General features: G+C 37.5%; 15 protein-coding genes. 4 read left to right on the forward strand and 11 right to left on the reverse strand.

Translation table 11 applies throughout. From position 1 onward, the window contains the following. Window positions 1-66 precede the first annotated feature (66 nt). The gene (locus tag H5122_RS15750) at window positions 67-930 is read left to right on the forward strand and encodes a cation diffusion facilitator family transporter (protein ID WP_076914922.1); all 864 of its coding nucleotides are present in this window, start codon (window positions 67-69) and stop codon (window positions 928-930) included. Here H5122_RS15750 and H5122_RS15755 read toward each other — a convergent pair. The 3 genes from H5122_RS15755 to H5122_RS15765 are packed head-to-tail and all read right to left on the reverse strand — an operon-like array spanning window position 893 to window position 3,926. After that, window positions 893-1,840 (reverse strand): alpha/beta fold hydrolase, encoded by a 948-nt coding sequence (locus H5122_RS15755; RefSeq protein ID WP_182682559.1) that lies wholly within the window; start codon window positions 1,838-1,840, stop codon window positions 893-895. The two genes, H5122_RS15750 and H5122_RS15755, sit on opposite strands and share 38 nt — an antisense overlap. Before the next feature lie 3 nt (window positions 1,841-1,843). After that, on the reverse strand, window positions 1,844-3,259 hold the full coding sequence (locus H5122_RS15760) for an ATP-binding protein (RefSeq protein ID WP_182682558.1): 1,416 nt from the start codon (window positions 3,257-3,259) through the stop codon (window positions 1,844-1,846). After that, entirely contained in the window at window positions 3,237-3,926 is a 690-nt protein-coding gene (locus H5122_RS15765) for a response regulator (RefSeq protein ID WP_182671429.1), read from the reverse strand. The genes H5122_RS15760 and H5122_RS15765 overlap by 23 nt, the downstream gene beginning before the upstream one ends. A gap of 177 nt (window positions 3,927-4,103) precedes the next feature. Here H5122_RS15765 and H5122_RS15770 point away from each other — a divergent pair, with 177 nt between their 5' ends. After that, window positions 4,104-4,592, forward strand: coding sequence for a periplasmic heavy metal sensor (locus H5122_RS15770; RefSeq protein WP_039488264.1), 489 nt, complete (start codon window positions 4,104-4,106; stop codon window positions 4,590-4,592). A gap of 71 nt (window positions 4,593-4,663) precedes the next feature. Here H5122_RS15770 and yacG read toward each other — a convergent pair whose 3' ends face one another. The 8 genes from yacG to nadC form a co-directional block, all read right to left on the reverse strand. Then, a complete protein-coding gene (gene yacG, locus H5122_RS15775; protein WP_024597564.1) occupies window positions 4,664-4,894 on the reverse strand; it encodes a DNA gyrase inhibitor YacG in 231 nt (76 codons plus the stop codon). A gap of 110 nt (window positions 4,895-5,004) precedes the next feature. Continuing rightward, on the reverse strand, window positions 5,005-6,681 hold the full coding sequence (gene pilB, locus H5122_RS15780; protein WP_149603263.1) for a type IV-A pilus assembly ATPase PilB: 1,677 nt from the start codon (window positions 6,679-6,681) through the stop codon (window positions 5,005-5,007). A gap of 126 nt (window positions 6,682-6,807) precedes the next feature. Further along, window positions 6,808-7,449 (reverse strand): dephospho-CoA kinase, encoded by a 642-nt coding sequence (gene coaE / locus H5122_RS15785; protein WP_182682557.1) that lies wholly within the window; start codon window positions 7,447-7,449, stop codon window positions 6,808-6,810. A 1-nt stretch (window position 7,450) separates the two neighbouring features. Beyond that, complete coding sequence (locus tag H5122_RS15790; protein ID WP_182682556.1) at window positions 7,451-8,344, reverse strand: A24 family peptidase; 894 nt, start codon at window positions 8,342-8,344, stop codon at window positions 7,451-7,453. A gap of 162 nt (window positions 8,345-8,506) precedes the next feature. Then, the gene (locus H5122_RS15795; RefSeq protein ID WP_024597567.1) at window positions 8,507-9,736 is read right to left on the reverse strand and encodes a type II secretion system F family protein; all 1,230 of its coding nucleotides are present in this window, start codon (window positions 9,734-9,736) and stop codon (window positions 8,507-8,509) included. A gap of 88 nt (window positions 9,737-9,824) precedes the next feature. Beyond that, window positions 9,825-11,168, reverse strand: a complete 1,344-nt coding sequence (locus tag H5122_RS15800; RefSeq protein ID WP_182682555.1) for an O-antigen ligase — start codon at window positions 11,166-11,168, stop codon at window positions 9,825-9,827. Window positions 11,169-11,232: 64 nt separating this feature from the next. Beyond that, on the reverse strand, window positions 11,233-11,646 hold the full coding sequence (locus H5122_RS15805; protein ID WP_182682554.1) for a prepilin-type N-terminal cleavage/methylation domain-containing protein: 414 nt from the start codon (window positions 11,644-11,646) through the stop codon (window positions 11,233-11,235). Window positions 11,647-12,129: 483 nt separating this feature from the next. Continuing rightward, the gene (gene nadC / locus H5122_RS15810; protein WP_182682553.1) at window positions 12,130-12,981 is read right to left on the reverse strand and encodes a carboxylating nicotinate-nucleotide diphosphorylase; all 852 of its coding nucleotides are present in this window, start codon (window positions 12,979-12,981) and stop codon (window positions 12,130-12,132) included. A 326-nt stretch (window positions 12,982-13,307) separates the two neighbouring features. Here nadC and ampD point away from each other — a divergent pair, with 326 nt between their 5' ends. Continuing rightward, window positions 13,308-13,862, forward strand: a complete 555-nt coding sequence (gene ampD / locus H5122_RS15815; protein ID WP_182682552.1) for a 1,6-anhydro-N-acetylmuramyl-L-alanine amidase AmpD — start codon at window positions 13,308-13,310, stop codon at window positions 13,860-13,862. Between the two features lie 13 nt (window positions 13,863-13,875). Next, window positions 13,876-14,727 carry a beta-lactamase regulator AmpE gene (gene ampE, locus H5122_RS15820; protein WP_182682551.1) on the forward strand — a complete coding sequence of 284 codons (852 nt, stop codon included), beginning with the start codon at window positions 13,876-13,878 and terminating at the stop codon, window positions 14,725-14,727. The last annotated feature ends 24 nt before the right edge of the window (window positions 14,728-14,751 follow it).

The raw sequence follows: 14,751 nt of genomic DNA on the forward strand, positions 1-14,751 counted from the left end.
TTAATGGATACACGCGTGCATAACCGTAGCTACGAATTTTGGGTTAAAACTTCCAGCATTGTTACCATGGTCATGGTTAGCTTAATGATCGGCGCAAAAACATGGGCCTGGCTGGCTTCTGGCTCGGCTTCAATGCTTGGCTCGTTAACTGATTCGTTAATGGATATTACTGCCACCGCTATGAGCTTTTTAGTGTTGGGTTACGCACTGCGCCCAGCGGATGATGACCATAGGTTTGGGCACGGAAAAGCTGAAGCACTTGCAGGACTTGGCCAAGCCGCATTTATTGCTGGATCAGGTTGCCTACTTGCTTTTCATGGTATTGAGCGATTATTTAACCCTATACAGTTAAGCCATTCTTTATTAGGTGTGTGGGTAAGTATTTTTGCTATTGCGTGTACACTCGTCATTGTATTTGTACAAAACAAAGTGGTTAAGTATACCGATTCAATTGCTATAAAAGCCGACTCAGTACATTACAAAGGCGATTTAATATTAAACGCTGCGGTGCTGTTAGCTATTTTGTTAGCTTATTATGGCGTGTTGTATGCAGATCCTATTTTTGCAATAGGTGTAGCGGGTTACTTGCTTTATAACAGCTGGGATATAGCTCGCGATAGTGCCGATCACTTAATGGATAAAGAACTTCCTGATGATGAAAAGCAAAGCATATTTGACATTGCCAGAGCCCATGCTGATGTACATGGCGTGCATGATATTCGTACTCGCCAAGGCGGAAAAGTTAAGTTTATTCAAATGCACTTAGAGCTTGATGATCATTTAAGTTTGATTCGCGCGCACAATGTGGCTGATGAAGTAGAGGCAATGCTCAAAGAACGTTTTGAGTCGGAGGTAGATATACTGATCCACCTCGACCCTTTGTCAGTACTTGTTAAGCCGTCACCGACTCACAAAATTGATAAAAGTTAGTTAATAGCGGCTTTCGAATTTCGTCACGTTCAAAAAGTAGCTCGTGTTTAGCCCCTTCAAAATTCTCAATCGTTGCATGAGCATGCCTTTTTGCAAGACTGTACTGTGCTTTGTTGTTTACCACTGTATCGTTAGCTGCACTTGCTATAAACAAAGGGATTGGTACGTTTAGGTTATCAACAGACTTTAAAAACGATATTGTAGCTGCTAACCAGCCAAACGTAACGCCACCTAATTGTATATTAGGTTCTAATTTATAGGTTTGCCTAAAGTAGGTGTAACGCTTCTCGCTGCTAGTAAGTACGTTTTCGGTAAATGGGATCGGGTTGTAGTTGCCTTGTCCAAATGCATAGCAAGAGTGTAAACCAAGTAAAGTGGCTAATTTAACAATAAACTTCGTTGGTATTTTGGGTACGTCTTTTGTAAAAATATCAAACATAGGAGCAGACAAAAACACGCCTTTATAGCTATTTTCAAATTTTGCTAAATAATCAATAGCAATGGCGCCACCCATTGAATGAGCCAGCATGACTTTTTTACCTTGCCAATGTTTTGAGACTATTTGCTGATCAAAGTTATTTAGGTCACTGCTGTAGTTATTATAATGTTTTACAAAGCCTTTATGTTTATTTTTAAGGTGCCTGTAAGAGCGGCCCTGACCTTGATGATCCATAATAAACACAGCAAAATTATTGCTATACAGCTCCCATAGCAGTTCTTTATATTTTTCTAGGCCTTCAATACGCCCTGTACTTACTACTATTGCGGTTGTCGCGTTTTTAGGGATTGCGTATGCGTAAAATAGCTTTCCTGATGGCGTATCTAAGTAGCTTTTAATTAATTTTGAAGTATAAAAAACATTAATGGCCTCTTGATTGCTCTCAAGCTGGGCTTCTGAACTATAAAACATGCTTTACTCTTTTATTAATGGCAAGGTTATATTAGCACACAAGCCACCTAGTTCTTTATTTGATAATACTAAACTGCCACCATGCGCAGTAATAGCATTTTTAGCAATCGCCAGCCCTAAACCCGTACCACCACTTACGCGATCCCGCGCATCTGATTGCCTAAAAAAGGGCTCACAAAGCTTGCTCAGTTGGTCGTCGGGCACACCAGAGCCATCATCACATATTTCTATATAAATGGCATCTGTGTGCTTTAGAGTAATGCTAATTGTATTGTTTGCGTATTTAATAGCGTTACGAAGTAGGTTTTCAAGCGCACTGGCAATAAGTGTTTCGTCGCAATTAATATTTACCTCTACAGCGCCCACTATATTTAGCTGCTTATTATTTTGTTTTGCTTCAAACTGCGCATCGTTAATAACGTGATCTACAATTATTTGTAATGATTGTTTTTGCAGTGAAAGCGCTTGGCTTTTTGCTTCTAAGCGAGAAACTTGCAGCACGTCTGCAATCATCTTATCAAGTTGGTTAGCTTCTTTTTCTATGCGTAATAAATACGATTGGCTGGCGTCGTTAGCTTGCATTTGCGCAAGACCAGTAGCCATTTTTAAACGCGTAAGGGGCGAGCGTAACTCATGTGATATGTCGGCTAATAAGCGTTTTTGTGAACTAATTAAAAGCTCTAACTGATTGGCCATGCTGTTAAAGTCTCGCCCAAGTATTCCCAGCTCATCTTTTCGGTTTACAGAAATGTCGGCCCTTGCGCTTAGGTTGCCCGCTGATAGTTTAATAGCTGCTTTTTTAAGGCTATTTATAGGGGCTATTAAGTTACGGCTAAATACAAAGCTTAAAATAAGAGAGGCAACAATTGCGATGACTATTTTCATCCAATTAGGCATAAGCTTAAAGCGCATTATTAGCGGGGGTTGATGGTTAATATCTATTTCATAAAGATAAAAACTTCCTTCAGGCACGTTTATATTAACAGGGCCGAAGGCTTGATATTTTTCAGTAAAAATAATCTGTGGTGACATATTTTGAGTAAAGTTTAATAAACTTAAATCGATGCTCTCTGGTACCTCTTTACTACTAAGGGAGTCTTCGCTTTGAGCTGCGCTTAAATATAAAAGTTTACGCTTTGATAGGCGAGGGTGTACTAATACATCGCTTAGGCTGCGCTTATGTTTAATTGCAGTGCGCTCAATACTTTTGGCGGTATATATTAAGTTTTTTTTCATAGGGCCATAAAGCGGCTCGTTAGTTACCGCGTTAATAGCGGTAATGTTACTTAAAAATATAAGCGCTGCAACGGTGCCGATTATAGTTAACCAAAACCAAATAAATATTTTAAAAAACAGGTAGTGCCCAGGGTGTTTTAACCAAGCAAAGTAAGTGCTTTTATTCGCCTTGGATAAAGACATAACCCGTACCTCTCATTGTTTTAATTCGCTCACCTGGAATATGCTCTGCTATTTTTTTGCGGATATTACTTACATGCATATCGATAGAGCGATCAAAAGAAGCTAAACGCCTACCTAATACTTCTTCGCTAATTTGCTCTTTACTAACCACTTCACCTGCATTTTTACACAATAGCGTGAGTATTTCGTACTCTGTACCAGTAAGGGTTAATATAGAGCCGTCTATTGAGGCTTCTCGAGCTGCAAGGTTAACAGTAATGCCATTAACGAGTAACTTACTCGTTGTAGCTACATTTAAGCTATTAATGTGCTCTATACGGCGAGTTATCGCTTTTACGCGGGCTAGTAATTCACGATGATTAAAAGGCTTTGGAATGTAATCGTCAGCGCCTAGCTCTAGACCAAAAATACGGTCAAAGTCTTCACCTTTTGCTGTAAGCATTATTACCGGTGTGAGTTTTGTTTGCCTAAGTTGTTTAAGTACTTCAAAACCATCAAGCGTTGGTAACATTACATCTAGCAATATCAGGGCGTAGTCATTTGCTTGTGCTAGTTTAAGGCCTTGTTCACCGTCGTGTACGCTTTGTATTTCAAAGCCTTGGGCAGTTAAATATTCACTTAATAGCTCACAAAGGCCAGTGTCGTCATCAATCATTAATAGTTTCATTTACAAACCCTTAGAGTTATTTATAGCGTTATTTTACCCGCTAAATAGTGCAAAGGTGAATCTTTACACAACCTTTACACTGCTTTGCGTTACTTTGCGTTGAGTTAGGTATAGTTAACTCACTGGCTTAGCAGCCACAATCGCTCAACCAACCAATTCAATATTAAGGTAATGATTATGACTAAATTAAACACACTTTCAAAATTAGTACTTATCTGTGGCTTAGCAACAGCAACGCTTGGTGCTGGTAGCGTGTTAGCTAAAGGCGACGGACATAAGCAAGGCCATTCTCAAGCTCGTTTTTTACTTTCTGAGCGAGGCGTTGAAAAATTAAACCTAACAGATGAGCAGCAAACTAAGCTAAAGGCTATTTTTGAAGCGCAAAAAACACAAATGAAAGCACTGCGTGGCGACGATAAAGAAGCCCGTAAAGCGATGCGTGAAGCGCACAAAGCAAAAATGGATGCATTACTTTCTGCTGCAACATTTGACGAAAATGCAGCAAAAGAGTTATTAAATGAACGTCATGAAAAAGGTGAGCAATTTGGTTTAATTAAACTAAAAACACAACACCAAGTAATGCAAGTGCTTAACGCTGAGCAAAAAGAGAAGTTTGCTAAAATGCAAAAGCGTATGAATAAAAAGCACCGTAAACAAAAAAGCTAATTTTACTTTTTTGTAAATACTAAAAAACCAGCGTAATGCTGGTTTTTGTATTAGGGCATTATGAAGATAAACTATTTAAAAAAGTCATCTTCATTTTTAGCCATCATTGCTTCAATATCTTCAATCATGTCTTGGCTAAACTCTTGTGCCGAGGTGATTGGTGCAGAAATTTTATTATTTTCGAACGACCATTCACCTAAATCAATTAGTTGGCAGCGCTTTGAGCAAAAAGGACGAAATGGGCTTTGCTCTGACCATTCAACTTTAGTTTTACAGGTTGGGCAGTTTACAACAGTAGGCATAAATTACTCTCTACAAATTTTTGGTGCATATTACATTACTTAGATATGAGTCTCTAGCTATAAGGCTCTGAGCTTAAAGCTTAGAGCCTTATATCTTTTACTGTGGGCCATTAAAAATTAGTTACGCGGTTAATTTCACCAAGGGATGTAAGGCCATCGGCTGCTTTGCGTAAACCCGATAAACGTAAATTATTAAAACCGGCTTTAAGTGATACGTCTGCTATTTCAAGCGAATTACCACCGCGCATAATAATTTGGGCAATTTCAGGAGTAATTTGCATTACTTCGTAAATACCCACACGCCCTTTGTAACCATCAGTACAGCTATCACACCCTTTAGGCATATATAACGTCATTTCTTCAATTTGCTCGGCACTAAATCCTTGGCGAGCAAGTTCTTCACTCGGAAGTTGTTCTGGCGTTTTACATTTAGGGCACAAGCGACGTGCTAAACGCTGGGCTATAATTAAGCTGATCGAACTTGCTACGTTATAAGCAGGTACACCCATATTTAATAAACGAGTGATTGTTTCCGGCGCTGAGTTTGTATGCAATGTTGATAAAACTAAGTGACCTGTTTGCGCCGCTTTTATTGATATTTCTGCGGTTTCTAGGTCACGTATTTCACCTACCATAACTACATCAGGATCTTGACGTAAAAATGCGCGCAGTGCGTTGGCAAAAGTCATGTCGGCTTTAATATTTATTTGTACTTGGTTTACACCTTCAAGGTTAATCTCAACCGGATCTTCCGCAGTACTAATATTACGCTCAGGTTGGTTTAATATATTTAAACCTGTGTATAGCGATACTGTTTTACCAGAACCCGTTGGTCCTGTTACAAGTATCATCCCTTGAGGCTGGGCAAGCGCATCCATGTAGAGCTTTTTCTGCTCAGGCTCATAGCCCAATACATCAATGCCTAACATAGCGCTTGATGAATCAAGAATACGCATTACTATTTTTTCGCCCCACAAGGTAGGCATGGTACTTACACGAAAATCGATACTTTTGCGTTCTGTAATTTTTAGCTTAATACGACCATCTTGTGGTTTGCGTTTTTCGGCAATATCGAGTCTCGACATAACCTTAATACGCGCAGAAAGCTTGGTGGCTAATGTATTGGGTGGGCTTGCAACTTCATGCAAAATGCCATCAATACGAAAGCGAATACGGTATTTGTGCTCATACGGTTCAAAGTGTAAATCAGAGGCGCCTTTTTTAATGGCATCCATTAAAATTTTGTTGATGTATACGATGATAGGCGCATCATCTTTATCGTCATCTTGTGGTGCTGTATCTCTTTGGCTTTCTGAGTCTAAGTCAGCAAATTCTTGAAACTCGTCATCAGTTAGATTTAAGCTGCCAGTGGCATCTAGTAATTGCTCAATTTTGTTATCGAGTTGAATATAATCAACAACAACAATTTCGCATGAAAGACCGGTACTAAACTCAAAGTTTTCGAATGCGCCGTAATCTGTTGGGTCTGATGCTGCTATATAAACTTTTCGATCTTTTTGAACAAGCGGTAAAATGTGATGTTTACGTATGAGTTTTTCTTTTACGAGATCGGCCGGGATTCTTGTAGGGTCAAAGTCTTTTAAATCAAAATAAGGTACGCGAAACAAATCAATACATTGTTCAGCTAAATCTTTACTATCGATTTTTCCACATTTAGAAATAAGCTCAGCTGTTGAGGCAAATTCATTTTGTTTGTTTTTAACCGTGTCGGCATCAATGCGGCCAAGGGTTATAAATTTTCTCAATAACGGTGAGTTAATATTCATTGCGCACCTGTTTTATTCCTTCAATAGTAAGCAATTTATCAGAAAAAAGAAGGGGATTACATCACCTTTCATTCTTTGTTGTGATTTTACTAACTAAAATACGAGTTTGTGTGAGTTAGGACAGTGTTAAAGTGAGTTAGTTTTGTTGTGTAATGCATATTGTAGGTACTTTTTATGTAGATCAACAAGTTCTATATGCACTAGGTTTAAACTACGGTCGTTATTTAAAATATCATCCGCTTTTTGTTGCTTATCATCACGTGACATTTGCGAGGCAATAATACTTTTAACTTGCTCATTACTTGTGTTGTCACGTTTTGCTGTACGCGCTATTTGGACAGAGGTTGGTACGTCAATAAGTAAGGTATGGTCGCAATATTTATCAAGGTTGTTTTCAAACAATAAAGGCGCTACTAAAACAACATAAGGGCTAGTTGCATTATTTAAATCGTTTAGTATTTTTATCCGTATAAGAGGGTGCAATAACGCATTAAGCCATTCTTTGTCATTGTTGTTAGTAAATATTTTTGCGCGCAATTGTGCTCTATTTAATGTGCCGTCGGGCAATAAAATATCTTTGCCAAAGTGGGCTGTAATCGCTTTTAGCCCTTTGCTATTTGGGAGTACTACTTCACGCGCAATTATATCTGCATCAACTATTGTAATACCAAGTTCTTCAAACATATTGCTTACGGCCGTTTTTCCACAGCCAATACCGCCTGTTAAACCTAATACCCAGCTGTCTACTTTAGTAATTTGCTCACTCACTTTAATAACCAATTAAATTAAAATAAGCGCCTTGAATTTGGTTGCCCCAAAGCATTGTGATCCAGCCAGCTATCGCTAGATAAGGCCCAAAAGGGATAGGGGTCGCTTTGTCTTTACCTTGTATGCTCAACAGCGCAATACCTATAATGGCACCCACTACGCTCGAAAGCAGAATAATAGTAAGTAATGACTGCCAGCCAAGTAAAGCACCAAATACAGCGAGTAGTTTAAAGTCGCCATAACCCATGCCTTCTTTACCGGTTAATAACTTAAATAGCCAAAACACACTCCATAGACTTAAATAACCGCAAGCTGCGCCAATAATGGCATCGGTAGGTGTAATTGTGTAACCCATTACAGAGGCAATAAGTGCAAGCCATAACAGCGGAAGTGTAAGTTGATCTGGCAGCAGCATGTGGTCAATATCAATAAAGGTCAGTGCTACTAAAATCCACGTTACAAAAATATATAAAAGGGCTTGCTCGGTCGCACCAAAGCTATAGGCAACAATTAAACTTAATAGGGCAGTAATTAGCTCTACAGCAGGGTATCGGGCCGAAATAGGATTACTGCAACTTGCACATTTACCTTTAAGTATTAACCAACTAATAATAGGAATATTCTGCCAAGGCTTAATGGCTGTTTTGCATTTAGGGCAGGTAGAGTTGGGTTTTACTAAGTTAAAAGGCTTGTTGATATTGGCTTGTTTAGATTTATTAGCTGTAAGTTCATCTTCCAACAGTAGTCTGCATTCGCTTCGCCACTCACGTTGCATCATCAACGGTAAGCGATAAATAACCACATTTAAAAAACTACCAATACATAAACTAATTAAGCCAATAGTGGTTAAATAAAACCACAACTGGCTTTGCATTACTTCAATAATACTTTGCATCATATTACCTGAAAATTATTTTAAAAATTAAGCGTTTAAAAATTAAGTGAAATTATTATCACAAAGAGAAGTGAAAGAGAGTAAATGAGAAAACATTAATAGCCATACCTTAACAAAAAGTAAGCCTCTCTTTTATTTCCTGTAAATTGTTATTTTTAGTAATTAAATAACAGAGCCAAGTTGGAAAATAGGCAAGTACATCGCAACAATCAAGCCACCAACAAGTACACCTAGTACGGCCATAATAAGTGGCTCTAGCAAGCTTGAAAGACCGTCTACTGCATCATCAACCTCTTGCTCATAAATAGTTGCTACTTTTGCGAGCATGCCATCTAGTGAGCCAGATTCTTCACCAATCGCAACCATTTGTATTACCATATCAGGGAATATTTTTGAGTTACGCATTGCCCAGTTCATTTGATTACCTGAGCTCACTTCTACTTTGATATCTAAAATAGCGTAACGATAAACAGCATTACCTGAAGCGCCTGCGGCAGAGTCAAGCGCATCAACAAGTGGCACACCTGCAGCAAACGTAGTCGAAAGAGTTCGTGCATAGCGAGCAACTGCTGCTTTGTTTAAAATCATACCAATTACTGGCAGTTTTAGTATGGCTCGGTCGGTTGCATCTCTGAGTTTTAAACTTCTAAGCTTGGCTTCTTTAAAAGCGTATCCAAAAGCTACAATAGCGATTAGTATCATCCACCAATATGCTTGCATAAAGTCTGATATGCCAATAACAAACAAAGTGAATGCAGGAAGTTCTGCACCAAAACCTGCAAATATATCTTGAAACTGCGGCACTACAAATATTAATAGTATTGAGGTTACAATGCCGGCAATTACTAATACTGAAATAGGATAGAACATCGCCTTTTTAATTTTTGATTTTAGCGCTTCGGACTTTTCTTTATATAAAGCAACTCGGTCAAATATTTTATCAAGTGCACCAGATTGCTCGCCAGAGGCTACAAGGTCGCAATATAAATCATCAAAATAACGTGGGTGTTTTCTAAGTGCTGTAGATAGTGGTTGCCCCGCTTTTACTTCATCAGCAATAGTTTCCATTAATTTGGCGACACTTTTATTGGTCGAGCCAGAGCCAATCATTTCTATGGCCTGTATTAAAGGAACTCCGGCCATCAACATAGTCGCAATTTGGCGAGTAAGTAGTGCTATATCTTTAGGGGTTACCTTTTGAACACTTTGAATGCCAAACAGTGGTTTTGCTTTACGCTTCACTTTTGAGGGAGTGATACCTTGCTTACGAAGCTGAGCTTTTACTAGTGCAATACTATTACCTGTAAGCTCACCTTCAAGTTTCTTCCCTCGTGCACTAACGCCTACCCACTGAAAAGTATCGAGGCCTTTATCTTGTTGTTTTTTTGCCATTAAGGGTACCCAGCTGAATTTGGTTTAAAACTTCATTATTATAAGCATAACTTAAACTAATGATTCTTGGTAGAAAAGTTAAAGCGCTTTAAAATCGCTGTCCTACGGACCAAAATCTAGGTCCATAAATATAGCCCTTATCTGGGTCAATATTATTATAAATACTTATCGCTTTTTGTAAGTAAAGGTACCATGTAAAAACAAATAAAATGGCTATTAAAGCTTTTAAGTATTTATTTATGGTAAGGCTTTGGCCTCTTTTTTTATCAACTCTACCAAGTAGCAACCCCCACATTATAAATAAGAGTGTTTGCGAAACCGGCATTACATGTACACCAGAAAATAGTGAGTATGTAATACCTATAGCAAAAGAGTAAAAGAGGCTTTCAGTAATGATATCTTTTTTATGTTGCTTTAAATATGTAATTGCTTTTCTAAAGGTAGTAAAAACAACTGTTAAAATACATATAAGGGCGATTAGTCCCCACTCATTTAAAATTTCAATTAATGAATTATGAGGGTGACTAAAAGGAGCTGAACTGCCAAGTGACATTTCAAATACTCCAGGACCATTGCCGATAAATAAATGCTTTAAAGATAGATTAGAAAGAGTATTAAACCATAAATCAATTCGGCCTGAGGAGGATGTGCGTAGTATTTCGGCTCCACCTCTATTTAATGAATCCAAAACATAAAAAGTAATACAGCTTAAAGTAAGGCAGACTAACCCAATAAGTACTTGTTTTTTTAATGTAGTTTTTAAAGCGAGAGCAAAAATAGAGAAAGCTAGAAATGAGAGTAAAGCCCCACGAGCTTGCCCAATAAATATAAGTAATAAGTTTAAAAACAAAACAATAAATACAACACGCTGTATGCTTTTAAATTTTAGGAGTAGCACCAAAAATGGGAGAATAAACACTTGTACTTGGTTAAAAAAGCGAATGTTAATAAAGCCTGAGTAAATTATGTATGGATTTAAAGGTTGCTGCTCAGAAAGTATAAAAATTATATTAAGTAGGCATATTAAAGTTAGGCTTGTATGAGCTATCAATAATGCATAAATGATAAATAAAACAGGTTTTTTATCATTTATAGTGCTTACATAGTACATGATTAAAATAAGCAAACTTATATGAAACGTGTACAGCAGACTAAAACTTTGCTCCATACTCATCAATGCAGATAAGCAGCCACTGAAAATAAAAATTAAGTACAACACACTGCTTTTATTATTTAGTGAAAGCTCAAAAGTGGGTTTTTTATTACCTAAAAAAGCTGTAAGCACTAGTAGGCTTGTGATAAGTAAAAAAGCTATTTGGATTATACGTTGGTGATTATGATAATCGTAAGAAGTTATGGGTATTAAAGGTATTAGCGTACACAGAAAAAACAAGCTGATGAGCGATGGTTTTATTATATTTACTATATTCATGAATACTGATTCTTACGCATTAAAAAAGCGCCAAACAAGGCGCTTTTTAGTAATCAATAAATGATTAAGATTGTGGACAGCTTTTAGGTGCAAGAGTTTTGTCACCTGTAATACCTGTGGTCGCACAAGACCAGCCACCAGTCGATGTACGAGTCCATTTGATTTTAGCACCAGTTACTTGAGTAGGAGCATTTCGAATTGCACACTCAATACCTGTCGCATCAGTTGTAATAGTACAATTTTCTGTTGTATCTTGAAGACCAACAAGAGTATTTGTTGGAGTTGTGCCGCTATTTGACGTTATCTCAAAGCCTGTTCTACCCGCTGAAACTTCAGATAACCCAGCCGTAAGTTTTGATGTTGCTTGGTAGCTTGAATACGCAGGCAGTGCAATTGCAGCAAGAATACCGATAATTGCTACAACAATCATTAATTCAATTAGGGTGAAACCCTGTTGTTTTTGAGTCATTGTTTTCATGTTTCCTCTCCTAAAGGATAGATTTTTGTAACTTAAATCACTTAAGCGGCAAAATGCCTCACTTAATTTAACCGATTTATTTTACAGTTTTACTTAAAATTAATTTTATTACACTTTAGCTTTAGAGTATGAAACACAAAAGCCGAATGTGAATTCATTATGTTTGGTACTAATTATAAAAGTTTACTAAGTGCACTACATGTTGTAGCAACAAATAGTATAGGCATAAAGTAAGTAGTTTAGTTGCTTTAGTTTTTAATTATGTCTTTAAAAACTAAAGGTACTAGTTATTTATGACTACCTTTTTAAATAAAATAGTACAACAGAATTAGTCTACCATTTTATTTTAGTATTTAGCACGTATCTTATTATAAAAAAGCGATTTAATTTAACAATTTGTTACAAAGTAAGCCTTTTGGGTTATTTAATGCTTTTTTACTTAACTTGTCAATTAATTAGCGGTATTAATTACCCATTATTGCTTTAAAATTGTTCAAAACGCATCGATAAATCGATTGATTGTAAGTTTTTTGTTAATGCTCCGCTTGATATAAAATCGACACCTGCTTGTGAATAAGTTTTGAGCGTTTCTAGGGTCATATTGCCTGAAACCTCTAATTTTGCGCGCTTATTGGTTAAAATTACGGCTTGCTTAATTTGCTCTACACTAAAATTGTCTAGCATAATTATGTCGGCGCCAGCTTCAATTGCTTGCTTAAGTTCAGGGAGTGACTCTACTTCGACTTCGACAGGTTTGTTTGGGTGATTTTGTTTAGCTTGAGTAACGGCTTTGTTTATTGTGCCACAAGCCGCTATATGATTTTCTTTAATTAAAAATGCGTCAAATAAACCAATACGGTGATTTGCACCCCCACCACATTTTACTGCGTATTTTTGAAGTGCTCTAAGGCCTGGTATGGTTTTGCGTGTATCGAGTAGTTGCGTTGTTGTGCCGCTTAGCTCTTTTACATAATGTGCTGTAGTAGTGGCTGTACCCGATAACGTTTGTACAAAGTTAAGTGCAGTACGCTCGGCAGTTAATATTGAACGCGCTGAACCAGTGGCTGTAAATAATGTGCTGTTTGCTTTAACTGCGTCGCCATCATTAATGAGTACATTAACCTTAACGCTTGGGTCTACTTGTTTAAATACTTCAAGGATGATGTCTTTTCCGCAAAAAATACAGTCTTCGCGGGTGATTACTTTAGCGTTTGCTTGCTCATTTTGAGGGATCAATTGCGCGGTAATATCGCCTTCTTGTGCGGTTTGATAATTTAAATCTTCGTCAAGTGCTAGAGTAACAAGCTGAGTAATAAGAGTGTGCGAAATAGACATGGAATGCTCATAAGCGTTAATAAATTAAGCAAATTTTACTATGTTTATAAAAGAAAGAGAAGCGATTGCCTTTTCACCAATATAAAGATAAGCGCGTATAGTAAATTAGTATCTACGTGTGCGTTGGTATTATCTGTAGGTGAGGTTTTATACCGCGCTTTTAATTTCAAAAGTTACGTAACATGAGCGGACGTAAATTAGCACCTACGTGTGGGTTTGAATTATTTGCAGGTAAGGTTTTATACCTGTTTGTTACTATCATTGCTTTAATAAATCCTTTAGCATCAGTACTATGTATATCTTGATATTTATATAATAAACGTATCATGAAAATAGATTTAAACGGTGTTTTAAGTACTGTAGCGCAGCGGCCTTGTTCGCATTTTGATGAACGCCCTGATGAGGCCGATATTTCTTTATTGGTTATTCACAATATATCTTTGCCAGCAGGGCAGTTTGGTACCTCTTTTGTTGATGAGTTATTTATGGGTAGCATTGATTGTAATGCTCACTCGAGTTTTAGTGACTTAAAAAATTTACGTGTATCGGCCCATTGCTTTATAAAGCGCACCGGTGAGGTTATACAATACGTGCCTTTTGAAAAACGTGCTTGGCATGCTGGCCAATCTAAGTTTGAGGGCGTATCTGCTTGTAATAACTTTAGCATTGGCATTGAGCTTGAAGGTACCGACACCACGCCATACTCTTTAGCGCAATACGAAGTATTAGCTACACTTAGTAAATCTATAATACAACGCTATCCAAAAATTACCCCTTCGCGTATTGTTGGGCATTGCGATATTGCTCCAGGACGTAAAACCGATCCTGGCAGTAGCTTTAATTGGCCATTGTTTTTTAATATGCTTGAACAACTAAGTTAAGAGAGTTATTTCCATGATTTTAGTTTCTATAATAATTGCATTAATACTGGAGCGTTTAGGGGCTCGGTCTAATTACTGGCAGATAAGCTATTACACAAATGGTTATTTAAATCGCTCTAGTAAACTACTAGGTGATAAAGGCTTATTTAGTTCTGCACCGGGCTTTTTAATTTGGCTTTTACTCCCAGTAATAGCAATAGCGTTTATTTATTGTTTATCTGATTTTGTACTATGGCAGTTAGCTATTAATATTGCTGTGCTTTTGGTTTGCTTTGGTTGTGCTAAGCAGCGCGCTTTATATAAGTCTTACTTAAATGCCTTAACGCGAGATGACGGTACTGCTGCATCTTTATATGCGCTGCAAATAGGTCAAAAACGTACTGATGATCAAGATGGTGGTGAAACCTTTGGGCAAACATTGGCATGGGTAAACTTTAGATTTTACTGTGCGGTGATTTTTTGGTTTGTTGTTTTAGGCGCGCCGGGCGCAGTTTTATATGCACTGGTACGTACTTTAGCTGATTTAGTACGAGAAGATCATAAAGTAATATTTGCTAAGCGTTTTAAGCTTATACATAAGCTACTGTTTTGGCTTGACTGGTTGCCTGCACGCATCACCAGCTTTGGTTATTTAGTAATAGGTAACTTTAATAAAGGCACAAGTTGTTGGCTACGTTACGTACTTAACTTTAAATCTCCAAATCGCGAAGTAGTAACATGTACTGCACTTGCTGCAGAGCAAGTTGAAAAGCGTTATTACGGCTGTACCTACGAGGCCACTTGTATGATTAAACTTGTTAAGCGTAATGTATTATTTTACTTAGTACTTATAGCGTTGCTTACATTATTTGGTGGGCTGTCTTAAGTTAATACCTTTTTAATAAAGTAC

Origin of the sequence: Pseudoalteromonas sp. SG43-8, assembly GCF_014164245.1 — a bacterium.
Lineage (GTDB): Bacteria > Pseudomonadota > Gammaproteobacteria > Enterobacterales > Alteromonadaceae > Pseudoalteromonas > Pseudoalteromonas distincta.

Coding starts and splice junctions, on each gene's coding strand:
- H5122_RS15805 (WP_182682554.1), bottom strand. CDS start 11,646: ATGAAAACAATGACTCAAAAACAACAGGGTTTCACCCTAATTGAATTA.
- ampD (WP_182682552.1), top strand. CDS start 13,308: ATGAAAATAGATTTAAACGGTGTTTTAAGTACTGTAGCGCAGCGGCCT.
- H5122_RS15790 (WP_182682556.1), bottom strand. CDS start 8,344: ATGCAAAGTATTATTGAAGTAATGCAAAGCCAGTTGTGGTTTTATTTA.
- yacG (WP_024597564.1), bottom strand. CDS start 4,894: ATGCCTACTGTTGTAAACTGCCCAACCTGTAAAACTAAAGTTGAATGG.
- H5122_RS15760 (WP_182682558.1), bottom strand. CDS start 3,259: ATGTCTTTATCCAAGGCGAATAAAAGCACTTACTTTGCTTGGTTAAAA.
- H5122_RS15750 (WP_076914922.1), top strand. CDS start 67: ATGGTCATGGTTAGCTTAATGATCGGCGCAAAAACATGGGCCTGGCTG.
- ampE (WP_182682551.1), top strand. CDS start 13,876: ATGATTTTAGTTTCTATAATAATTGCATTAATACTGGAGCGTTTAGGG.
- H5122_RS15765 (WP_182671429.1), bottom strand. CDS start 3,926: ATGAAACTATTAATGATTGATGACGACACTGGCCTTTGTGAGCTATTA.
- pilB (WP_149603263.1), bottom strand. CDS start 6,681: ATGAATATTAACTCACCGTTATTGAGAAAATTTATAACCCTTGGCCGC.
- H5122_RS15755 (WP_182682559.1), bottom strand. CDS start 1,840: ATGTTTTATAGTTCAGAAGCCCAGCTTGAGAGCAATCAAGAGGCCATT.
- H5122_RS15800 (WP_182682555.1), bottom strand. CDS start 11,168: ATGAATATAGTAAATATAATAAAACCATCGCTCATCAGCTTGTTTTTT.
- nadC (WP_182682553.1), bottom strand. CDS start 12,981: ATGTCTATTTCGCACACTCTTATTACTCAGCTTGTTACTCTAGCACTT.
- H5122_RS15795 (WP_024597567.1), bottom strand. CDS start 9,736: ATGGCAAAAAAACAACAAGATAAAGGCCTCGATACTTTTCAGTGGGTA.
- H5122_RS15770 (WP_039488264.1), top strand. CDS start 4,104: ATGACTAAATTAAACACACTTTCAAAATTAGTACTTATCTGTGGCTTA.